The sequence below is a fragment of the Desulfocucumis palustris genome (assembly GCF_002933875.1).
In the GTDB taxonomy this organism is placed as follows: domain Bacteria; phylum Bacillota; class Desulfotomaculia; order Desulfotomaculales; family Desulfocucumaceae; genus Desulfocucumis; species Desulfocucumis palustris.
Genome location: NZ_BFAV01000157.1, coordinates 59,358 through 81,468, shown reverse-complemented (window position 1 = coordinate 81,468; position 22,111 = coordinate 59,358). Strand labels below are relative to the sequence as shown.

At 49.8% G+C, this 22,111-nt stretch carries 18 protein-coding genes and 2 riboswitches; of the genes, 10 read left to right on the top strand and 8 right to left on the bottom strand.

The features are described 5' to 3' along the window. Positions 1–9 precede the first annotated feature (9 nt). From DCCM_RS15155 to DCCM_RS15135, 5 genes are all read right to left on the bottom strand, one after another. The gene (locus tag DCCM_RS15155) at positions 10–1,956 is read right to left on the bottom strand and encodes a chemotaxis protein CheA (RefSeq protein ID WP_104373228.1); all 1,947 of its coding nucleotides are present in this window, start codon (positions 1,954–1,956) and stop codon (positions 10–12) included. Between the two features lie 41 nt (positions 1,957–1,997). Continuing rightward, positions 1,998–2,396 (bottom strand): response regulator, encoded by a 399-nt coding sequence (locus DCCM_RS15150; protein ID WP_104373396.1) that lies wholly within the window; start codon positions 2,394–2,396, stop codon positions 1,998–2,000. Between the two features lie 101 nt (positions 2,397–2,497). Beyond that, complete coding sequence (locus DCCM_RS15145) at positions 2,498–5,047, bottom strand: methyl-accepting chemotaxis protein (protein ID WP_104373227.1); 2,550 nt, start codon at positions 5,045–5,047, stop codon at positions 2,498–2,500. 44 nt (positions 5,048–5,091) lie between these two features. Next, positions 5,092–5,745: a CheR family methyltransferase gene (locus tag DCCM_RS15140; protein ID WP_104373226.1), complete on the bottom strand. Its 654-nt coding sequence runs from the start codon at positions 5,743–5,745 to the stop codon at positions 5,092–5,094. Beyond that, positions 5,700–5,951 (bottom strand): response regulator, encoded by a 252-nt coding sequence (locus tag DCCM_RS15135; protein WP_104373225.1) that lies wholly within the window; start codon positions 5,949–5,951, stop codon positions 5,700–5,702. Before DCCM_RS15135 ends, DCCM_RS15140 begins: the two co-directional genes overlap by 46 nt. Before the next feature lie 271 nt (positions 5,952–6,222). Beyond that, a riboswitch (cyclic di-GMP riboswitch) is annotated at positions 6,223–6,312 on the bottom strand. Between the two features lie 285 nt (positions 6,313–6,597). Continuing rightward, a riboswitch (cobalamin riboswitch) is annotated at positions 6,598–6,770 on the top strand. 169 nt (positions 6,771–6,939) lie between these two features. Between DCCM_RS15135 and cobT the strand changes: the two genes are divergently transcribed. The 8 genes from cobT to DCCM_RS15095 all read left to right on the top strand — a co-directional run bounded on the left by cobT (position 6,940) and on the right by DCCM_RS15095 (position 17,424). After that, positions 6,940–8,010, top strand: a complete 1,071-nt coding sequence (cobT, locus tag DCCM_RS15130; protein WP_104373224.1) for a nicotinate-nucleotide--dimethylbenzimidazole phosphoribosyltransferase — start codon at positions 6,940–6,942, stop codon at positions 8,008–8,010. Positions 8,011–8,105: 95 nt separating this feature from the next. Continuing rightward, entirely contained in the window at positions 8,106–9,650 is a 1,545-nt protein-coding gene (locus DCCM_RS15125) for a DUF2284 domain-containing protein (RefSeq protein WP_104373223.1), read from the top strand. Between the two features lie 5 nt (positions 9,651–9,655). After that, the gene (gene bzaD, locus DCCM_RS15120) at positions 9,656–10,987 is read left to right on the top strand and encodes a B12 lower ligand biosynthesis radical SAM protein BzaD (protein ID WP_104373222.1); all 1,332 of its coding nucleotides are present in this window, start codon (positions 9,656–9,658) and stop codon (positions 10,985–10,987) included. Continuing rightward, positions 10,984–12,513 carry a B12-binding domain-containing radical SAM protein gene (locus DCCM_RS15115; RefSeq protein ID WP_104373221.1) on the top strand — a complete coding sequence of 510 codons (1,530 nt, stop codon included), beginning with the start codon at positions 10,984–10,986 and terminating at the stop codon, positions 12,511–12,513. Before bzaD ends, DCCM_RS15115 begins: the two co-directional genes overlap by 4 nt. Positions 12,514–12,756: 243 nt before the next feature. Continuing rightward, the gene (locus DCCM_RS15110) at positions 12,757–13,305 is read left to right on the top strand and encodes a PadR family transcriptional regulator (protein ID WP_104373220.1); all 549 of its coding nucleotides are present in this window, start codon (positions 12,757–12,759) and stop codon (positions 13,303–13,305) included. Positions 13,306–13,354: 49 nt separating this feature from the next. Beyond that, the gene (locus DCCM_RS19610) at positions 13,355–14,494 is read left to right on the top strand and encodes an NAD(P)H-dependent oxidoreductase (protein WP_104373219.1); all 1,140 of its coding nucleotides are present in this window, start codon (positions 13,355–13,357) and stop codon (positions 14,492–14,494) included. Between the two features lie 66 nt (positions 14,495–14,560). Further along, positions 14,561–15,127 (top strand): hypothetical protein, encoded by a 567-nt coding sequence (locus tag DCCM_RS15100; protein ID WP_128739165.1) that lies wholly within the window; start codon positions 14,561–14,563, stop codon positions 15,125–15,127. Between the two features lie 698 nt (positions 15,128–15,825). Next, a complete protein-coding gene (locus tag DCCM_RS15095; RefSeq protein ID WP_165792191.1) occupies positions 15,826–17,424 on the top strand; it encodes a methyl-accepting chemotaxis protein in 1,599 nt (532 codons plus the stop codon). A 167-nt stretch (positions 17,425–17,591) separates the two neighbouring features. Here DCCM_RS15095 and DCCM_RS15090 read toward each other — a convergent pair whose 3' ends face one another. From DCCM_RS15090 to DCCM_RS15080, 3 genes are all read right to left on the bottom strand, one after another. Further along, positions 17,592–18,608 carry a DUF3231 family protein gene (locus tag DCCM_RS15090; protein ID WP_104373216.1) on the bottom strand — a complete coding sequence of 339 codons (1,017 nt, stop codon included), beginning with the start codon at positions 18,606–18,608 and terminating at the stop codon, positions 17,592–17,594. Positions 18,609–19,013: 405 nt separating this feature from the next. Continuing rightward, on the bottom strand, positions 19,014–20,192 hold the full coding sequence (locus DCCM_RS15085; RefSeq protein WP_104373215.1) for an MFS transporter: 1,179 nt from the start codon (positions 20,190–20,192) through the stop codon (positions 19,014–19,016). A 19-nt stretch (positions 20,193–20,211) separates the two neighbouring features. Then, positions 20,212–20,565, bottom strand: a complete 354-nt coding sequence (locus DCCM_RS15080) for a PadR family transcriptional regulator (protein ID WP_231702792.1) — start codon at positions 20,563–20,565, stop codon at positions 20,212–20,214. Positions 20,566–20,816: 251 nt separating this feature from the next. Here DCCM_RS15080 and DCCM_RS15075 point away from each other — a divergent pair, with 251 nt between their 5' ends. Both DCCM_RS15075 and DCCM_RS15070 read left to right on the top strand, forming a co-directional pair. Beyond that, entirely contained in the window at positions 20,817–21,260 is a 444-nt protein-coding gene (locus DCCM_RS15075; protein WP_104373213.1) for a MarR family winged helix-turn-helix transcriptional regulator, read from the top strand. Continuing rightward, complete coding sequence (locus DCCM_RS15070) at positions 21,257–22,036, top strand: DUF169 domain-containing protein (RefSeq protein WP_104373212.1); 780 nt, start codon at positions 21,257–21,259, stop codon at positions 22,034–22,036. The genes DCCM_RS15075 and DCCM_RS15070 overlap by 4 nt, the downstream gene beginning before the upstream one ends. Positions 22,037–22,111 lie beyond the last annotated feature (75 nt).

The window sequence follows — 22,111 nt, the reverse complement described above, 5'->3', positions numbered from 1 at the left end:
GTGCGCGTTTTAAACGGCATGTTTGGCTGTACTGTTTTCCAGCAGGCTTTCCGCCGAATTTACCAGACTGGTGATATCCAGAATCATACTCACTTCGCCTTCCCCCAGGATGGCGAAGCCGGAAATGCCGCGCACTTTGCCGAAATAGCCGGACAGGGCCTTGATAACAATCTGCTGGTGGCCTGCCAGCTCATCCACGAAAAGGCAGCATTTTTTGGCGTCGCTTTCCACCACGATGACTATTCCTTCAGTTAAATTTTTATAGGTGGGCTTGATTTTATACAATTCATGCAGCCTGATTACAGGCAGTATTTCTCCCCTGATAGTAATCAGCTCCAGCCCTCCGGGGGTTACAGTGATCTGCTCGGGCCGGGGCTGCAGGGATTCCTTGATGGAAATAATGGGGATGGTATAACCCGCCTTGCCCACCCGCACCACCATGCCCTCAATAATGGCCATTGTCAGGGGAATACGGATGGAAAAGATGGTGCCCTGGCCGGGTGTGCTGCGTATGTCAACCCGCCCTCTAAGCTTGCCGATCTGGCTTTTAACCACATCCATGCCAACCCCTCGCCCTGATATGGAGGATACATTATCCGCGGTGCTGAAGCCCGGCTCAAAAATCAGATTCCAAACCTCTTCATCTTTCAAATCTTTGGCTTCATCCTGCAATAACCCCAGCTTGCCGGCTTTTTTCAATATTTTTTGGCGGTTAAGCCCTCTGCCGTCATCCTTGACAATAATCAAAACCTCACCGGCGGAATGCCTGGCCTCGAGGGTTATGTGACCAGTTTCCGGTTTGCCGGCGGCCATTCGTTCTTCCGGCGCCTCTATGCCGTGATCCGCCGCATTGCGTATTAAATGCACCAGGGGGTCGGAAATCTGTTCGATAATGGTTTTGTCAACCTCGGTTTCTTCTCCGGAAATCACCAACTTTATCCTTTTATTCACCTTAAGCGACAGATCCCTTACCAGCCGTGTCATTTTCTGAAAAGTGCCCGCCAGCGGGATCATGCGCATGGACATGGCCATATCCTGTATTTCCCGGGTAATCTTGGTCAACTGCAGCAGGGATTTGTCCAGGCGGTCGAGCTGTAGTCCCTGTATATCGGGATTGTGTGAAACCATGGCCTCGGCAATCACCAGTTCACCCACCAGGTCTAACAGTGAATCCAGTTTTTCCACATCAACCCTTATCGCCCGCTGTATGGTGCTTTGTTTTTTATTGTTTTCGGGACTGCCTGCATCGTGCTCCGGGTCTTTGCAGCGTTCTTTTCCCTCCGGCTTTTCGAGGGGAGGAGGGCATGGAGTCTCTTCCCCGTGATTATCCCGGCACTGTCCGTTCTGGTAAAAGAAATCTTCTTCTTCCTTAACGGTACAGGTAACAGTGACCCCGGCCGGGGTATCCACCGGAGGCTGTTCCGTCATTTCCGGTAAAAGCTGTGAAAAGATTTCCAGATTATCAAGAAGATCTATTAAAATGTCCTTTCCTGGCAAATCCGCCGTTTCTCCCGGCTTGAGGTTCCTGGTTCCGTCCCTCATCACGTCAATGACTGATAAAAGGACGGAAACCGTTTCCTCGTTAACCAGGCTGCGGCCTTTTCTGATATCCTCAAAAATACTCTCAGCCTTGTGGCTTAATTTTTCATAATCCCTGTAGCCCAGGAAGCCGGCGTTGCCCTTAAAACTGTGAAATACCCGGAATACCTGCTCAATATACTCTCTGTCTTCCGGACTTTTTTCCAGTTCCAGCAACGCCGTTTCGGCTTCCTCAAAAAGCTCCATGGCCTCGTTAATAAAAATATTGACCATCTCCGGCGTAACCACCGGCCGGTATTCCTGGGAGGCCGCCTCATTCTCCGTAACCCCCGCGGGGTTGTCTTCATTTATTAAGGTCAGGTTTTCCGCAATACTATCATTATCCGGGGTGTGTTTCCCGTTATTGTCACCTGTCATCAGTCAAATCAACCCTCCCCGTGAGGTTATAATAGGGTTAACTAATTAGCCTGGGTTCCCGGCAAAGAGATTTCAGGCAAGCCCTTTTCCAGCCTTTCAATCATGTTTTTGATTTTGTCCGGATGGAAGGGCTTTACTATGAAACCCGCAGCCCCGCTTTTTATTGACTCCAGTACGAATTCCCTCTGGCCCATGGAACTGACCATCACTACCCTGGCGCCGGGATCATGCTGCTTAATGGCTTTTAGTGCCTGCAGCCCGTCCATCACCGGCATGGTTATATCCATGGTAACCAGATCGGGTTTAATCTTTTTATACAGCTCTACTCCTTCCTGGCCGTTAGCGGCTTCTCCCGCCACTTCGCAGCCCATGCCCTTAAAAATGTTAGCAAGGTTGTAACGCATAAAAGTTGTGTCGTCCACGATTAAAATTTTCACTATCCGCACCTCCGTGGAAATTTTTTTGAACCTTACAAAGCCGCAAAAATAATGCAGGCCGCATAATGTTCCTGTTGTGTGGCTTGAACTGTCATTGGCAAACCCTAAAACTTGCCGTAATCCGTGTCATCCAGGGAAATAATGTCTTCCGGTCTGATATCGGCGCCGGCTGATGATGTGGCAGCCGCCTCGGCCATAGATGTTTTTACCTCTCTTGTGTTACCCCTTACCTCGGGGGGCTGGACCCTGCGCCGGGATGCCTGGGGATGCCTGCCGGCTGAGGGCTCTTCCGCCGCAAAATTCCCGCCATGCCTTTGCAGTTTGAATTTATTCAGCATTTCCTTAACCTGTAAGGCCTGGCTGGACATTTCCTCGCTGGCGGAAGCCAGTTCCTCGGAGTTGGCGGAATTCTGCTGGGTAACCTGATCCATCTGGTTTAAGCCCTGATTTATTTGTCCTATGCCTAAAGCCTGTTCTTTGGAAGCCGACGCTATTTCGCTGATCAGGTCGGTTATCCGGGTTACTCCCAGTACTATTTCTTCCAGCGCTCCGGATGTTTCCTCGGCGATCCTGGTGCCCACTTCTGTTTTTTTGATGGAGCCCTCGATCATTTCGGCAGTTTCCTTGGCGGCCCTGGCGCTGCGCTGGGCCAGATTTCTCACTTCCTCGGCCACCACGGTGAACCCTTTGCCGTGCTTGCCCGCCCGGGCCGCCTCAACCGCGGCGTTTAAGGCCAGCAGGTTGGTCTGGAAGGCTATTTCGTCTATGGCCTTGATAATCTTGGATATATTGGAGGCGGATTCATTTATATCGTTCATGGCCCTGACCATCTGGGCCATCTGTTCGTTGCCTTTTTCAGCATTGCCCCTGGCCTGGGTGGCCAGTTGGTTGGCCTGCACCGCGTTATCCGCGTTCTGCCTGGTCTGGGCGTTTATTTCCTGCATGGAGGAAGTGATCTGCTCCATTGAGCTGGCCGACTCCGCGGCGGCCTGGGACAATGTCTGGCTGGCGTCGGAAACCTGCTGGGCGCCGGTGCTTACCTGAACCATGGCGACGGAAACCTGGCTCAATATTTGATTCAGGTCGTAAATGGTGGTGTTGAGAGCTTCTTTAATGACGGCGAAATCACCCTGATATTGTCCGGTAACAGCCACGTCAAGGTTTCCTTTGGCCATTTCCTGCAGGCATCTTAGAGTCTCTTTTTTGAGAATTTCATTCAGCGCCTCCAGGGTGGTATTGAGGGCGTCTTTAATTATGGCGTGGTCACCCTGGTATTTTCCGGTGACCCTTACCTCCAGATGGCCCTTTGACATTTCTTTCAGGCATTTTGCCGCTTCATTGATTGGATCGATCACCGCGTCCAGGGTGTCGTTTACACCCTTGATAATATCCCTGTAGCTTCCCTGGAATTTGTTGGCGTCGCCCCGGGTCTGCAGCCGGCCTTCCACCGCGGCCCCGGAAAGCGTCAATGACTCGCTGACCAGCCCGTTAATTGTATCTATGCACCTGTTCAGATTGTTTTTAATCTCGTTGAAGTCACCGTAATAGGTTTCTGTAATCTGCGGCGGCAGGTTTCCCTTACTGATCCTTTCCACGTACTCCGCCGTAACATTAATCGGTCCCACAAAAGCGTCAACCAGTTTATTTATGCCGTCCACCATTTCGCCCCAGCCCCCGGGGAAGGACGAGGCATTGCCCCGGATATCAAGCTTGCCTTCCCTGATGGCCTGGATAAGAGTGTTGGTTTCTTTGAGCAGGTTTTTGATTGTTTTGACCATCATGCCCAGGTTATTGCCCAGCATATCCTTATCAGACCGGACTTTAACCTCAACGTCCAGCTCGCCCGCGGCCACTTTTTGCGCGGCAATTGCCGACTCTTTGATATTTTCAGCCATTGTTTTAAAGGACCGGGAGAGCATCCCTATTTCATCATTGGTGTTTGCTTCGATTTCAACGTTAACGTCTCCCAGGGCAAGTTTATCCGCCATGGAGGTAAGCTTCTTTACCGGATTGGAAACGCTGCGGGCGATGAAAAAAGCTATCAAAATACCCAGCCCCAGGGCGATCCCGCCCAACAAAAACATAAGCAGCCGGGCCTGGCCGTAAGCCTCCACCGATTCATCGAAATCCAGCTTGCTCTGGTCCTGCTGGTAATTGACGACCTCCTCCAGGCTCTCGCTTATTTTGGTCATTCCGGGCAGCGACTGGTTTATAAGCAGGGGAATGGCCTCCACGGTATTGTTGGCCATTCCCAGCTCAATGACTTTATTATTGGATGCGGCGGCGTCGTTTATGACATTCTGGACTTTGTCCAGCAGCGTTTTGCCTTCCGCGCTGTCTTCCATATCTTTTAATTTGTCAAAAGCCTCGCCGTACTTTTTCCGGGCTTCCTGTATTCTATCGTAGCTCTCCTGTTTTGCGCCGGGATCCTGTAAGAGAAGAAGGGTTTGTATTTCCCTGGAAATGGCATCCATGGAATTCATCATTTCGTTGGCCAGAATTATTTTTGAAGTGTTATCGTATATTTGCTCCAAATCGCCATTAATCTTCCCCATGTTGCCGACTCCTGTTATGGACAGGGCAATCATCAATATCAATACCAGACCGAACCCCAGCCCCAACCTCGTGCCGATTTTCATGTTCCCTATCTTCATGATGTTTCCCCCCGTGTTCTTTGTTATATATACCACTTGGCTTTTTAACAGTCATTGCCCACGCTGTCCTTAAGGGTGTTACCTGCAGAGTGAACATCGACTTTTCGGAATAACTGTGCGTCATCAGTTACCTGTTCAAAAAGATAGGCTGTTTCCCGGGGTAATTTTTGCGTCTGCTCCATGGCAAGATAACCGCCCGGCGCCAGTGCCCTGTGGAACATTTTGAGCACTTCGGCCCGCCCCTCGGGCTGAAAATGCAGCAAAACATTCTTACACACAACCAGGCTGTAACCATCCCCCACCGGCTGAAGAGAGAGCAAATTGTGCCTTTGATAATAAACCCTGCTTCGAACAATACTGTCAATCCTGAAGTAACCTGCTTTTTCGGATGGCCGGAAGTATTTTCTGAATAACCCGCCGGGTATCCGTTTGAGATCCTCCTCGGGGTATAACCCCTGGGAGATTATTTTTTCAAACAGGTTACTTTCATCCACATCCGTTGCATCTATTCGAAGATTACGGAATGCGAACTGCCCCATATTTTCGGCAAACATTATGGCCAGGGAGTATGGTTCCTGTCCCGTGGCGCAGCCCGCGTCCCAAATCCTGACCTTGCTGCGGCCGGCAACATGGGGTACGACATGTTTGATAATTAATTCAAGGGTGTACAGGTCACGAAAGAAATAGGTAAAAGCCATTGCAAAACCGTCTCCTGGCCTTCTGATATGTTAAGCAGTCCGATTAGCTTGCGTGTCCGGGCAAAGTAAGCGCAGGCAACCCCCTTTCCAATCCTTCCATACATGTTTTTAATTTTGTCCGGGTGAAAGGGCTTTACTGTGAAACCGGCAGTCCCGTTTTTTATGGCCTCCGGTATGAATTTCCTTTGCTCCATGGTGCCGGCCATTACCACCGGGGCAGGCTATAACGCGTAAAAACTGTGTGGTCTACAATTAAAACTCTCACCGGACATGTCCCGGGCATAATTACAGGGGCTAAAAGCATTAAGTTAAATCTCAGGGTTCGGCGGCCTTAAAGTCGAATCGAACCTGTGGCTAACCTGTCCGGATGGGATAACAGGGATTCGATTTAAACTGCCGATAAACAAAAAAGCTTACTGCCGGTCAACCGACAGTAAGCCTCCGTATTATGTATGAACGCAAAATAGAGGAATTCACTTCGGTAACCCGGCCATCATAGTGGAATAACTCCACCTTAGATCGTTGGCTTTGCGTCCCCGCCTTTCGACAGGTTTGCCTTTTTCGGTGATTTTAAGTAATTTTCCTGAATTTCTAAATTTTAATTCTACATATTTCTTCAATATCCTTCATAAAATGATTTCTCGAATAATGATTTCTTAAATAAAAAAGAGAATATTCCTCCCGAAAATGATTTAAATTCAGGTTAAAAAAAATTAATAATAATTTAAGTTCTCCTTATCCAAAGTGAAATTATAATAATAGATTGCCGGCGAAATGTGCTATTGAACAACGTTTCGCCAGGCAAAGGCTTGACAGCTAAAAGCAGTTCCTATATTATCCTGATTAAGGCAATTAATATTTAATTTTACAGGTGCCCGGTAGGGAGAATAGGGAACCAGGTGAGATTTCTGGACGGACCCGCCACTGTAAGGGAAAGCTGTTGCCGGTACCACTCCGCTTTAGGGGGAAGGGGCAATAAAGCGATGAACCCGAGTCAGGAGACCTGCCTGTAAATTACTACGCTGCCTCGAGTAAAGGCAAGCTTAGGTGAGGATGATGGAAAAATCCACACCCTGTCGGGTTGTGGGTTTTTTTATTTTTAGAAAAAGACTCTGGAACCGGAGCCTTATGGCATTGGGCAGGTAAAAGGCGGGCCGGGATGGCCGATAAATTGTTTTGACAGGGGGGCATTAAATGAATTCCCAACTTAACGGGGTTATTTCCCATATCAGGCCGGTGAGCCGGGAGTGGCGCCAAAAGGCCAGGGATTATTTGAGCCGGCTGGCGATTCCCCGGGGCAGCCTGGGGGAGCTTCTGGTCCTGGCGGAACAGCTGTCGGGCATCAGGGAAACACTGAAGCCCTCCGTAAGCAAGAAAGCCGTTGTTACCATGGCGGGGGATCACGGTGTTGTCAGGGAAGGGGTAAGCGCCTTTCCCCGGGAGGTTACCCCCCAGATGGTGAATAACTTCGTGCTGGGCGGAGCAGCCATCAACGTACTGGCGGAAACCGCCGGAGCCCGGGTGGTGGTGGTGGATATGGGAGTCGCCGCGGATCTCGGCACCCTGGTAAAGGAAGGTAAAATACTTTCCTACAAAATTGACCACGGAACCCGCAATATGGCCCGGGGGCCGGCGATGACCCGGGAGCAGGCCCGGCGGGCGGTGGAAAGCGGCATTGAAATCGCGGGCAAACTGGTCCGGGAAGGTGTTGAACTCCTGGCCACCGGGGACATGGGTATTGGCAATACCACTCCCAGCAGCGCCATTCTGGCCGTATTGTCGGGACGGCCGGTTCGCCAGGTTACCGGTAGGGGGACGGGTATCAGCGACCAGGCCCTTGAAAACAAAGTCAGGGCCATTGAAAAAGCCATCGAGGTAAACCGCCCGGATGCCAGGGATCCGGTGGATGTGCTGGCCAAGGTGGGGGGGTTTGAGATCGGCGGAATCGCCGGGGTAATACTGGGCGCGGCTTATCACAGGGTGCCCGTGCTGGTTGACGGATTTATTTCCACCGCCGGGGCCCTGCTGGCCAGGGCTCTGGCGCCGGACTCCGTTGAATATATGATTGCGGCGCACCGTTCCCTGGAATACGGGCACCAGTTTATGCTGGAGGAACTGGGCTTAAGTCCTTTGCTGAATTTGAACCTGCGCCTGGGCGAGGGCACCGGGGCGGCGCTGGCCATGAATATTGTGGAAGCGGCGGCACAGGTAATGGGTAAAATGCTCACCTTCGAAGATGCCGGGGTGGACGGTCCGGGAGGGTGAATTCAGTTGTTTTGCCAGTTTTCGGCGCTTCCCAGGTTATCAGCCGGTAAATAAGTTAATAAGTTAAGTGCCTGACCCCGGAAGAGGTGAGATTGTTGAGGTATCTGAAGCATGATCCCCAGGAAAAAGGTCCACAGTACCTTGAAGAACTGGCAACGGGTTACTGGTACTCGGAAGCCCTTTTTACCGCCGTGGAACTGGGGCTGTTCACACTGCTTGAGCCCGGCGGGAAAACGACGGAGGAGATCTCCGGGGAGCTGGATTTAAACCCGGAAGGGCTGGAGCGGTTCCTGCAAACCCTCTGCGCCCTTGGGCTCCTGGGCCGGCATGGCGGGCTTTATTTTAATACCAAAATATCAAGTGGTTTCCTGGTAAGGAATGCGGATAATTACCAGGGAGATTCCATCCTGTGGAGAAAAAAACTTTTTTCCAACTGGCGCAGTCTTGGAAGCTGCCTCAGGAAGGGTGGAAGGGTTAATTTTACCCGGCGGGAGGAAGGGCCGGAGGATTTAATCAGGCGCACGCGCCAATACAGCAGGGCCATGGATTGTGTGGCCGGGACCAAGATTAAGGAGATATTGCCTTTTTTTACGGGCGTTGTCCTGTCCGGAGCTGTTCTGGATGTGGGCTCGGGGACCGGAGCTGTTTCAGCCGGATTTTTAGAGCATTTTCCGGGGCTGCGGGCAACGCTGCTGGATCTTCCGGAAGTGCTGGATTATGCCGCAGAGCTGCTTCGGGAAAAGGAATATCATGACCGGTTTGATTATTGTCCGGCCAATATACTGGAACCCTGGCCGGTCAAAGAAGAGCGCTTCGATTTGGTCATCCTTTCCAATATAGTTCACGCTTATTCGGAAAGGGAGATTTTGCAGCTTCTGGACAGGGCCGCGGAATGTCTTCAGAGGGACGGATTTTTGCTGCTCCATGACTTTTTTTTCGAACACTGCCCGGAAAAAGCCGCATTATTTGATTTGAACATGTTTGTGAATACCTTTAACGGCAGGGTCTATCCGGCAAAGTGGCTCCAGGGGCAGCTTGTCTCCCGGGGACTTTATGTAACGGAATTGCTGCCCCTGGAATCGGACACCGCTCTCCTGATTGCCGCAAAAAGGCCTGAAAGACTGCAAAGTCTTTGTTTGGAGCAAAAATCCCGGCTTGCTTTCAGAATAAAAAGCATGGGCTTTCATAATGTGCTGCCCATTCCGGCGGAGATGGTGCATATACCGGAATGGGCCGGTTTACGGTGCAGGTTCGGCTGCGGCAATTACGGCAGGCCTCACTGCCGGCCGGACAGTCTCACCCCTGAAAAAACAAGGAAAATGCTGCGGGACTACAGTCATTGCCTGCTCCTGGAAGGGGCTCCGCCCACCGGGGATTTTCAGCGCCTGGTGCTGAGGGCGGAAAAAGAGGCCTTTAAAGCAGGCTTTTACAAGGCCTTCGCCCTTTGGGCGGGACCCTGCGACCTTTGCCACAGCTGCGCCGGGGAGGGAAGCTGCCGCAACCCGAAGGATTCCAGGCCTTCCATGGAAGGGTCGGGGATAGACGTTTTTGAAACTGTGAAACGGGCGGGGCTTACCCTTCGGACATTGTCAGCCAGAGGGGATTTTATCAAATACTTCGGGATTTTATTGTTGGAGTGATGACAGTGCGGGTGCTTATGGTACAGACCCCTTCGGTGGAGGGGCTATCCCGGGAAAGAGTTTATCCCATTGGAATCGTTACCCTGGCTACCCATTTAAAAGAGGCCGGCCATGAAGTGGAGCTTCTGGACATGAATATTGAGGCGGACTCCTTTGGTTCCTTAAAGGAGAAACTGCTGGATTACCGGCCGGAGGTGGTGGGTCTGTCATTGCGCAATATTGACCCCCTGGCCAATAAAACCAGTTCCCTGGTCCCGCCGTTTGTGGCCACGGTGCGTCTGGTGGCGGCGTTTCTTCCCGGGGTTTGGATTGTGGCCGGGGGAACGGGGTTTTCTCTCTTCCCCCGGCGGCTCATGGAGGAATTGCCCCAAATTCAGTACGGCCTTGTGGGGGAAGCCGAAACATCCTTTCCGGCCCTGCTTGCCTCCCTGGATAACCCGCCCGAATTAAAGGGGCTGTGCCGCAGGAAGGGTGAAAAATTACTGGTCAACCCGCCTTCGGCGGAATACGACATGGCCCGTTACGCGGTTCCCCGCAGAGAGCTTCTTTCACCCCGGCTTTACCAAGGACTCAATAATTACGTGCCGGCCATGGGTATTGAAACCAAACGGGGCTGCCGGCTAAACTGCGCCTATTGCGTTTATCCCCGGCTCCAGGGCAAAAAACTGCGTTGCCGCCAAACCGCCGGGGTGGTGGATGAAATAGAATTTTTACATAAAGAATACGGTATTAAAGATTTTCATTTCAATGACCCGGTGGTGAATCTTCCCCATGGTCATCTGGAGGATATTTGCCGGGAAATACTCCGCCGGAAGCTCCGGATCCGGTGGAGCGGCTTTTTCCGGGAAGACCATTTGGATGAAGGCAATATATTTCTTTTTGAAGAGGCCGGCTGCAATTGTTTTTCCTTCTCCCCGGACGGCCTTTGCGACCAGTCGCTGAGGGTGTTGGGCAAAAATCTCTGTGAAGACGATGTTTTAAAGGCGGCAGGTCTTGCCGCCCGAACGGATGTGGTAACCATGTACCATTTCATGGTTAATGTGCCCGGGGAAAACGCTGAGACAATACGTAAGGGGCTGAGCCTTCTGGATCGCCTCTATGAACTGCACAGCGTAAAAATAAATCTGGGAACGGTGGTATTGAACAATATCCGCATATTGCCCGGCACTCCCGTGGCGGAGAGGGCCCGGAGAGAAGGGGTAATCGGACCCGAAACGGACCTGCTCTATCCGGTGTATTACAACCCTCCCCCTTATGAAACCCTGCGTTACCGGCTGGAAACCCATCATCTTCACAGAAATGTGTTCATGTGGCTTAAAAGTGGGGAATTGCCATGAAAATTCTTTTGTTGGAGCATCCGCGAAAAATTGCCCGGGGCCGCTGCAATGACATTGCCAATACCCCGTTGTCCTCTTGCCTCATTAGCGGTTATGCCGCCGGGATGCTGGCAGCCGTGGGACATGAGGCCGCAATTGTGGAGGGGTATCTGGACGGTCTCTCTTATGAGCAAATTCGCCGGCAGATAAAGGACTTCGGCCCGGATATCCTGGGCGTCCACATGGTATATCAGTGGGGCCGGGACCAGGAACTTTTTGTATTTCTTGAAGATATTAAAAATGAGGGGAGCGCTCCCCTGATCATTGCTTACGGGTTTTATCCCACCTTTGCCTACGAGGAAATATTACGGCACTGCCGGGCCGTTGACGCCATAATTCTGGGCGAGCCGGAATACACTTTCGCCCGGCTGGCGGAGAAGTCCTGTCCCGGGACTGCGCTCCAGGGGATTTCCGGGCTGGCCCGGCGGGACGGCTCCGGCAATATCCTGGCCCGGCGCCGGGAGCCTCTGGCGGACCCGGAGCTGCTGCCTTTCCCCCTTCGTACCAAAGCCATGCTGGGTTTGCCTGAAATTAATATAGAAGGCAGCCGGGGATGCTACGGGGGATGCGCTTTTTGTTACATCAACTCCTATTATATGGAAAGGGAACACACCGGCCGCGGCAAGGTGACAACCCCCGGGCCTTCCCGGTGGAGGGGGCGCAGCCCGGAGAATATTACGGCGGAGATTGACCTGTTGATGGCTGAATTCGGGAAAAGGGACTTCTATTTTGTGGACCCCAACTTTTTCGGTCCCGGCAGGCAGGGCCAGGAACGGGCGCTCAGGCTGGCCGGTCTTTTAAAGGAGCGCGGCATTCGATTCGGCATCGAGGCCCGGGTGAACGATATCCACCAGCAAACCATTGAAGCCCTGGCGGAAGCCGGTTTGCGCAACATACTGGTGGGCCTGGAGAGCGGCAGGGATGAGTCGCTGAAACGGCTGAACAAAATGACCACCGTGGCCCAAAATGAAAAGGCCCTGAAGATTCTCCGGCGGCACGGGATAGAGCCCAACGTGGGTTTTATCATGTTTGAGCCGGACTCCACCCTGGAGGACCTTCGCATAAATTTTGAATTTTTGCAAAGGAATGATTTGCTGGGGGATTTGCCCATTACCGCCAATGTGCTTTACCACCCGCAAATCATACTGCAGGGCACCCGGGCTTATCACAAGCTTCAGGAGGAGGGGCGTTTGCAACTTCTTTCCACCACCTATGAAGGAACGGCTGGTTTTGCCAACCCGCGGGTGGCGGCGCTGGCACAAATTATGAGCGGAATCACCAATTATCTTTTTGTAAAGATGGAAGGAATTTGGAGCGGAAAGGCAGAAGAGCCAAAAAGCGCCCGGGCTATTTACGCCAAATTAAACCGTAGCCTGATAAAATGCTTTGCCGATACTTTGCATCAGTTGGAGACCGGAAAACAATTTTCGCCGGGGGAAATAGAAGATTTTGTTTTTATAGCGGAGCAAGAGATCGATAACATGTAAAGTTAGGGGTCAGGCTTGCGTTATTGCATATTTTTTAAAATATGCAATAACGCAAGCCTGACCCCTAAGTGCCGCTGAAATGGCGGCCAAATGCCCGGGGAGCCGGGCTTTTTATTTTTTTCCGGGATTATCACACCCTATTGACATCAGTAATAAAATAGTTATTATATATATAAAAGGTTATATATATTAATATTTGTATATGGCTAAAACGCCGAATAAATCGCAGAAAGGATACTGAACATGTCGCTGAAACATGCCCTGCTGGGTTTCTTGAACTATAAAGGCATGACCGGTTACGAACTGAAGCAGTGTTTTGACCGGTCGGTCCATTATTTTTGGAATGCCAACCTCAGCCAGATTTATCCCACCCTGGGCCAGATGGAAAAAGAGGGCCTGCTGACAATGGAGGTTGAATACCAGGAGAGCCGGCCCAACCGCAAAGTTTACCATATCACCGGTGCCGGGTGTGAAGAATTGCACCGGTGGCTGCGTGAACCAATGGATCCGCCGCCGGTGCGCCAGGCTTTTCTTGTTAAAGTCTTCTTTGGCGGGAGTCTGGAAAAAGAGGAAATTTTGGCCCAGTTGCGCCAGGAACTGGAACTGCACTGTAATCTGCTGGCCATTTTGGAGGACCGGGCCCGGGAGGGATTACAGCAAAGCATTGAAGACACCGGCTTCAAGCGGGAGGGTTTGTTCTGGGGACTGACCCTTGAGGCCGGCATCAAAAGCAAAAAGGCATGGATAGAGTGGCTTGAGGAGGCCATTGCAAAGGTCGAGCTTTACAGTTAGAAAACATTATTAAAAGGGGCGGCGACCCCAAAAAAAGGAGGTAATTAAAGTGAAAATACTGGCTGTCAACGGCAGTCCCAGGGGGGAGAACAGCAACACGGATCGCATCCTGCAGCCTTTTCTGGAGGGAGCCCGCGGGGCGGGGGCGGAGACCGAGACAATCTACCTTAGAAACAAAAAAATTAATCACTGTACCGGATGCTTCACCTGCTGGACTAAAACACCGGGGGTCTGCATCCATAAAGACGATGTGCCCGGGCTGCTGGAGAAGGTCCGCCAGGCGGATGTCATTGTTTATGCCACGCCTCTTTACATATTCACCGTAAGCGGTTTGATGAAGGACTTTATGGACCGGGTAATACCTTTATTAATGCCGCACATCATAAAACGCGGCGGCCAGTACATCCACCCGATGCGGCACCAGGGCGCCTGGCCCAAAAAAGTGGTGCTGATATCAAACTGCGGCTTTCCGGAGCGCCACCACTTTTCAGGCCTTCTTGAGACCTTTCGCTGTTATACTTCCGGTCCCGACATGGAACTGTCCGCCACCATTCTGTGCGCCGGTGGTGAATTGTTAAAAGTTCCGGAATTGCGGGAGAGTATTCAGTGGTACATTGATGCTTCCCGCCGGGCTGGAGTGGAGTTTATGGAAAGCGGCCGCATCTTGCCTGAAACACAGGAGGTGCTGGACAGAAGCCTGGTGGACGATCCGGAGTTTTTTTGCCGCATGGCCAATGCCCACTGGGACAGCGCCATCGACAGGCAGCCGGGGCCTGTTGCCGCGACCGGCGACGCCCCGGCGGGGACGCTTTCGCCGGCGCTGCCCCCGCCGCCGGCCGGTGCTGGAAAGCCGGAGACGTTCCAGGAGGCGGTTACAGGACAGGCGGCGATGTTCAACCCCCGGGCCGCCGGGAGCCTGCGGGCCGATATACAATTTATTGTTACCGGACAGGAGCCGGGAGAGTATGTGCTGCGCATGGCCGGTGGCCGGTGTACGGCCCACCGGGGTACTGTGCCGGAGCCGGCCCTTACCGTCCACTCTCCCTCGGAGGTCTGGCTGCAGATCGCCCGGGGCGAACTGAGCGGGCAGACCGCCTTTATGAAGGGGCTTTACCGCACCGATGGAGACCTGGGGTTACTGCTGCGCATGAGTGAACTTTTTTCAGGGAAGAATGACACCGCCCTTTGAAATTCCGCCGGCGGTCCGGTTGCGGGCCCTTCACCGGAAGATGCCGTGCAGCGCGGGCCGGTCCGCTTGCCGGGGATAATCTGGCTGAAAATGGCTTTTGTGCCCTGGATTGTCCATTGGTCCACCGTGAATAATCACAGCCTGGGTACACCGGCCAAAATGGGAATTCCCCTGTTGCTCGGGGTGCTGCTGTGGGGTTACCGCAGGGGCTACGGAAGCCCGACCTGGATGGAGACGGGAACGATGTTTTATTTTGCCCTGGCCGGTCTGCTGACAGTGCTTGGCAGCGGTTTCTTCACAGTTTACGGCGATGTGGTCGGCTCGCTGGTGCTGAGCGGACTGTGGATGGGCACCCTGGCAAAGTCCATGCCGCTTACCGGAGATTATATCAAGTGGCATTTTCATCCGGCGCTGTGGAGCAATCATGTCTTCATCAAGACCAACGCCATCATCACGGCGGTATGGGGTGGAATCTACCTGCTCCAGGCGGTGGCGGCCCTGGCGGGACATTTTACCCCGGCGCAGGCTTTCCAGTGGATGCTGGTTCGCCACCTGCTGCTGGTACCGGCTATTATATTCACCATCTGGTTCCAAAAGTGGTATCCTACCCATGGAGCTGCAAGCTGTGACTGAGCCGGCCTTGCCTTTAGCCAAAACCCGGGAATAAGCACAGGGGAGCCGTATGGCAAATTTTCCATAATTCAGGACGCTTCGTATGGCAGAAGGGGCTGGAAAAGCCCCCTCTGCCGTTTTTTATTTTTTGGGGCGGCGGATAAATTCCAGCATACAAACAATCATAATAGTGATGTAATTTTGTTGAAACAAGGGATATTCCAGGTTTTGGGTGATAATAAGCAAACAATATATTATTGAAATATAAACCCAATTGCATTACGTTTTTTTAGCTGAAAAAAGCTATTTAACAGCGCAAAACACCCGTTGCCTGACGCAACAGGTGTTTTATAATTTTTCGGTTAAAAGAAATTTTGTATTGATATAAGAATATTTTTTACTTCCATTTAATTAAACCAACTGTGTCACGTTATATTTGATGAAATGTACATTAAGTATTTCCTTTTCGAAAATATGTTTTTAAAATGGCTTCTTCCTCTGCAAACACCAAAAATAAAAAAACCTCCAGTAAATTTAGCTGCAGGAAAAAAATTAGAGCACAGGTTGTAATAATAGGCTTTTACACTTATCTATAAATATTACGACAATTTCAGATAATTTTAGCCTAATTTAATCATTTTTTAACAACGTATTTATATTTTAATATTTATTAGATGTTACAATAAATTATGAAAGATTTACCAAGGGGGGTAATAAAATTGAGGTTAAACCTCGGACAAAAGTTTCTGCTAGTGTTCACTTTATCCATGGTAGTATATTTGGCACTGTCCACCTATTTTAATTCATCTGATCTTGAGAAAGCCATTTATAATGAAAAAAAATCTCAGATTAAAGGAATTGTAGAAAGCAGTACTTCCATAATTGCCCACTATTATGAATTAGAAAGCAAGGGACTACTCAGTACAAACGATGCTCAGGAAAAAGCCAAAGAGGCTATAGAATCCTTGCGCTACCAAGACAATAATTATGTTTGGATTGATACTACCGACATGATTAACGTAATATTACCCCCTAAACCGGAGACATCGGGCAAATATAGGGGTGATACAAAGGACAGTCAAGGACAACTTATTGTGAAAGACTTTGTTACAGGAGCTCTTAACAATAAGAATGACGGTTTTTACTACCGCTACTGGTTTGTTAAGATAGGTGACAATAAAGAATATCCTAAACTTGGTTACACTAAACTATTTGAACCCTGGAAATGGGTAGTTGGAACCGGGGTATACCTGGATGATGTGGAAAATATAGTTAGCGCTCAAAAAACAAAACAAATAATTTTAAATATTATTTTAGGTTCAATACTGTTGGTGCTTGTTCACATTATTTGCACCTTTATTACACGCAAATCCATTAAAAAACCCTTGCAACTAATTACCGCCGAAGTATTAAAATATGCTGAGGGTGATTTCAGAGGGAAGCTGGAACTTAATTCCACTGATGAATTTGGACAAATAGCTAACTTATTAAATAATATGAACGAAAAATTAAAGAACTTAATCGCCAATATCGTAGAAACATCAAATACTCTTACTGTTCATAGCGAAGAAATATCAGCAACTGACGAAGAAATTGCTGCAACAATTGAAGAGTTATCAAGCACTACACAACACGTTGCTGAATTGGCACTACAAAGTGCTTCTAGTGCCAACCATACAGCTGATGTCCAGGAACAGGCTAAAGAATCCGCCCATGAAGGGAATAATGCAGTACAACGTGTTGAAGAAAAAATGAATATAATTCAAACTGTTGCCCATGAAATGGCTTTCTCAATTAAAGAATTGGATAATCATTCTCAACAGATCGGAAAAGTTGTCGATATGATTTCCGCTATAGCCGCTCAAACTAACCTATTGGCATTAAATGCTGCTATCGAAGCTGCCAGAGCAGGGGAACATGGCCGTGGTTTTGCAGTGGTAGCTGATGAGGTTGGAAAATTGGCTGAGCAATCATCAAAATTTACCAAGGACATAGCTACTATTATACTGGATATTAAAGCTCAAATGGAAAACTCCACTCACAAAATGGACCAAAGTATTGCTGAAGTTAAAGAAGGAGCTGAAATTTCCCATCAAGCCGCTACTGCCTTAAACAAAATCCAAGAGCAGATAATCCAAAGTGCAGAATTATTAAATAATATAAGCAAAGGGGCACTTCGGGCCAGTGATGATACTCAGCATTTAGCCTCCACAATTCAACAAATAACATCCACCGTTCAACAGCAATCCAGCTCATCTCAAGAGCTGGCAAGGATAGCTGAGAAACTCCAGGACGCAGTAGGCAATTTTAAGATATAAGATATTATCACACCAGCGGCGTTTTCCGATCCGCCGCGTTAGGGTCTTGCATTACTCTTTAAGCATTGGGACATGCCCGGGTTTGAAAAGGCGGCATTTTATTTGTAGTGTACAATAAATGAATCCAAACTTACCACTCCGTTAGCCGAACTACCTTAATAAATAGATTAAATCCTCAAAGAACTGACTACTGGAGGGTTATCAAGTGTCAGCCTTAATTTTGATAAATCAATGGTTTTGTCGTAAGCTTCCAATTCCTTATATAGAAAACCTTCAAAAAGTTCCAGAATATCATCCCTAAGGGATACCGACAGTGCCCGTGCATGCAGGTTAACGGCTGATTGGAAGGCGATTGTAAGAACGCCTAATAATTCATCATCGCTTGCCCTTATTTTGTTGAGCTGCCCCGGTGTATATTGATTTGTTCTAATGACTGGCCTAGGGGGAATGGTTAATCCTTCTTTTTTTAGAATGGTTTCAAGCCTCTCCATCTGGGGCATAACTATTTCTTTCAGTCCCCAACTTATAAGGTTATTGAGTTGTGTGTCTTTGGTGCTGGCTAAATATGTCTCCATATTGACCTGGCTTGAGTGCCTTCCTGTCAGTTCATCCCAAATTACTCCAACCTCATACATGTTCAAGCTGTCTTTTCTTGCTGTGGCTGGCGGGGGAGGATCGAATACATTTCTGCTTTTCCCCAGTCCCAAGGCCATTTTATATACTTCTATTGTTTCACCTAGCAAATCCTTAAATAGTTTTCTTACGGAATCATTGGTAGATACCGTGACAGCCCGGACGAAAAACATAACGTATGTCTGAGCAAGACCAACAAGGTTTTTAATAACTTCCCGGTCGGTAAGTTTTACTTCCTGGCCTGACCCGGGAGAACCTTGCAGCGTTTTAGAAGATGGGCGTGGTGGAACGGTAAAGCCCTCTCCCTTCAAGACATTTTCCAGCTCACTCACTCTGAATAGGAAGGCTCCCGATGTTAAAGCTTTCAGGTATGCATGCAGCTCAGGGTCTTCGGTGTTCATAAGATACATTTCAGCTATTGTTATAAGTTTATAGGTTCCGGTAAGACTTTCCCATAAGTAATAGACCTCACCGGCGGTCAGTGGTTTTTTTGACGTCGCTTGTTCAAAAGGTAAAAGCTTTTTAAAAATATTCTTACCGAATATATTCATAGTAAATCCTCCAAGAGTTATTGGATAATATTATGCCTTGGTAAATTCCAAAATATTCGGCATGCCACCCTGAAAAGGAGCGACTGCTAATGTCGCATTTTTAACAAAAAGTTGATTGACAAAGTCTATACCATGCCTGCTTAACCGGCTTCCGCCTACTTCTTGATAGCTTCTCAGCAACAATCAACCTGCCCTATAGAACTACTGCAGAAAATAAAAGACCTCCAGGCTACATTACCTGCAGGCGCAAAAAATCTGGGAGAAACAAGTTTTTCTGGCTTTAATCAAGCCGGGGTAATAAACCTGCCGCATCAGCAGCCAGGGCTTCCAGGGCATGTTTCCTGGGCGGCGTCTTATTGGACTGCTCATGATAAAAGCAATATTGCCGGAGAGCCCTATTTTTCCTTAACTGTTGACGGAAGGAGTCACGGCCATTTTCTTTCCTTTAATACCAAGGCCAAGCAACCCCGCCGCAAGAGGCAGCCAGATCAGCAAATGAATGGCATAAACGATGCCCATATGCTCCGCCAGCAATCCCACCAGTCCAACCCCCAGCCCGCCGATACCGATGCCGAAACCCAGCATCAGGCCCGATGCCATGGCTGCATTTTTACTGATGACTTCCTGGGCAACAACCACGGTCACTGAAAAAGACGCCAGCAAGCAGGCTCCGGCCAGGGCCAGCAGCAGGTAGCTAATGACGCCGCCGGTGTTAAGGTAGAGGTAAAACAGTGGGCTGGCCGCCACCAGTGAGCCGACAATAACGGGCTTCCTCCCCACAAGGTCTGAAATATACCCTCCCAGCAGACCTCCCATAGCTCCGGCAAACAACATTAGAAATAAAAGGCGACTGCCGGTAAGAAGAGAAATTTTTTCATGCTGAAGATAAAGCGGCAGGAAGGAAACCAGGCCAAAGTAAGCCAGGGAACGGCAGGCAACCACCAGCACTATTTTGGTCAACTCGGTCCAGTTGGAGCGAAGGGTGGGCCAAAGGGGTGGGGGGGCGGACTTTTTCCCGACCGGCATCCTGGGCGCGGTGAACCAGAGCAAGAAAGCCACAAGCACCCCGGGCAGTACAAATAACGGAGTCAATTCCAAACCGTACTTTTGGGCAAAAGGAACCACCACCAGGGGGGTCAGTGCCCAGCCGACGTTTCCGGCGGCCACAAATAAGGCCTGAAAGAACCCCTTTCTATTCCCGCTAACTGCACTGACCATGGCCGAGGCCTGGGGGTGAAAAGCAGCGGTACCCAGGCCGGCCAGGGCTACGGTGAATACCAGTAGGGGGTAACTTTTAAGCACGCCCACCAGGCTTAGCAGCACCGCCATCCAGAAGGTACCCACGTACACCATCCAGCGCTGGTTTTTCTGATCCACCAGGTAGCCCGAAACCGGCTGGAGTACCGAGGAAGTTATGGTGAAGGCGGCAATCAAAAAAGCGCCCTTGCTGACTCCCAGCCCGGCGGCTACCATGAAAGGCAGCAAGGTCTGGATGTAATTCATGTACCAGTCGTTAAAAAGGTGGGCCAGGGATAGAGATAATATCTTTCCCTTATTGGGCGACTGAGAAATCAAAACAATCATTTCCTTTCAAGTCTATATTTTATAGCTGCCCGGTCTTTTGCTTATAAGCTGCCAGGAAAAATTCAAGGTTTTTCTTGCTCTTATCAATGTCTTCCGCGAATTTAGCCAACAGCTCCAGTCCCTGGCCGGTTATTTGATACCACTTTTTGGCCGGACCGGAAATACCGGTTTCCCAGTAGGATTTCACTGCGCCCACTTCCTCAAGTTCCTGGAGGGTGCGGTAAACCACGGCACCGTCGGCATGGCAAAAAGGTATTTCACTGTGCATCCTGTTAAACAGGGCCGCACCGTATAAATTCTCCCGGGACAAAAAAAGCAGAATAAATGCCGGAGTGTAGCGGTAGACCTGGCTTTTCTTGGATTTTCCGGACACGGCATCATCTCCATAGTGTAAATTACATGTATATGTAAACTGCATTTATAGTGTAACTACATTAATAATATAAGTCAAGTATTGGGGGCAGGCTTTGTTATAATGCACGGTATGATGGGGTAACTGTTTTGGTAAAAAGGGATTGAGCCAAATCCTTTTGCCTGTATAAATACAGAATAAAATCAGTATACAAACAATCATAATAGTGATATAATTTCATTAAAAACAAGAAAGGGGGTGTTTTGAGTTTTTTGAGCGGTAAAATGAACACTAACTTTGACATCGAAGGGAGCCTGGGATTTCTTATTGCCAAGTGTCACCAGAAAGGATTCCAGATATTCCGTGAAAAACTTTTACCACACAACCTCACTCCACCCCAGTTCGGACTGCTGGCTTTTCTATGGAAAAAAGACGGGCAGTCACAAATCCAGTTGGGAACAGCCATGGAGATGGACCGCACCACTACCAGCGGGGTTATTGACCGCCTGGAAAACCTGGGACTGGTCAGCCGCAGGAATCATCCGGAAGACAGGCGGGTTTTTATGATATTTCTGACTGAGGCCGGCAGGGAACTGGAGCATAACCTTTCCCATTTGTCGCTTGAGTCCAGCGCGGAATTAGCTGCGAATCTGTCTGCCGGCGAGAAAGAAACACTTTTGGGGCTATTAAAAAAAATAAGGGGTGAAGTTAAATGAAAAGCAAGATAGCGGAGGCTGTTAACCTGAGGTATTCTCCGGTAGCCATTGTATTCACCGATGAAAAGCCGGAAGGGGCGTTCCAGTACAAGGAGGGCCGCTGGGGCTGTGTGGTGGCCATGCTGAATGCGGCGGCCAAGGGGCGGACAGCGGTTTTCGACCGTAAGACTTACGGCTGCATCGGCGGAGGCGCCGGCCTGGGCTTCGGCAATACCTATACTGGTTTCCCGGGCGGGATTGAGTATTTCCTCTCCGTGGGTAACAAGGAGTTTTGCGAAAGTGAAATGGGTAAAAACGTGGTAAATAATTGGCCCGCCTTAAGCCATGGCGAAGCGTATAAGAAAACACCGGAATTAGCCAAATCCTTTGCCGACGCCCTCCCTTATTACGATGTTCCCACTGAATACGTGGTATTTAAGCCCCTGGAGAAACTTCTGCCCGGCGAAAAACCCGAGGTAGTGGTGTTCCTGGCCACCCCGGACCAGATTTCGGCCCTGACTGTGCTGGCCAACTACGCCAGGCACGGCGGAGACAACGTTATCATACCCTTTGGCGCGGGCTGTCACAGCGTCTGCATCATTCCTCTCAAAGAAGGTAAATCGGATAATCCCAGGGGGGTGGTCGGACTCATAGACATTTCCGCCCGCAAACATGTGGACAAGGATATTCTCTCCTTCAGCGTCCCTTACAATATGTTCCTTGAAATGGAAAGCAACGTGGAAGAAAGCTTCCTGACCAGGGAAGAGTGGCTGAAAGTCAGAGAAAGAAATAAATAAATAGACAAAAAAGGCCTCCAGCCGGAGGCCTTTTTTAGTTGGCATTTAGCCGGCGGTTGCCTCAGCCTGTCCCCT

What these genes read in the sequence shown, in the direction of transcription:
- DCCM_RS15155 (WP_104373228.1), bottom strand. Translation starts at nt 1,956, where the DNA reads ATGACAGGTGACAATAACGGGAAACACACCCCGGATAATGATAGTATT.
- DCCM_RS15145 (WP_104373227.1), bottom strand. Translation starts at nt 5,047, where the DNA reads ATGAAGATAGGGAACATGAAAATCGGCACGAGGTTGGGGCTGGGGTTC.
- DCCM_RS15140 (WP_104373226.1), bottom strand. Translation starts at nt 5,745, where the DNA reads ATGGCTTTTACCTATTTCTTTCGTGACCTGTACACCCTTGAATTAATT.
- DCCM_RS15135 (WP_104373225.1), bottom strand. Translation starts at nt 5,951, where the DNA reads ATGGCCGGCACCATGGAGCAAAGGAAATTCATACCGGAGGCCATAAAA.
- cobT (WP_104373224.1), top strand. Translation starts at nt 6,940, where the DNA reads ATGAATTCCCAACTTAACGGGGTTATTTCCCATATCAGGCCGGTGAGC.
- DCCM_RS15115 (WP_104373221.1), top strand. Translation starts at nt 10,984, where the DNA reads ATGAAAATTCTTTTGTTGGAGCATCCGCGAAAAATTGCCCGGGGCCGC.
- DCCM_RS15110 (WP_104373220.1), top strand. Translation starts at nt 12,757, where the DNA reads ATGTCGCTGAAACATGCCCTGCTGGGTTTCTTGAACTATAAAGGCATG.
- DCCM_RS15090 (WP_104373216.1), bottom strand. Translation starts at nt 18,608, where the DNA reads ATGAATATATTCGGTAAGAATATTTTTAAAAAGCTTTTACCTTTTGAA.
- DCCM_RS15085 (WP_104373215.1), bottom strand. Translation starts at nt 20,192, where the DNA reads ATGATTGTTTTGATTTCTCAGTCGCCCAATAAGGGAAAGATATTATCT.
- DCCM_RS15070 (WP_104373212.1), top strand. Translation starts at nt 21,257, where the DNA reads ATGAAAAGCAAGATAGCGGAGGCTGTTAACCTGAGGTATTCTCCGGTA.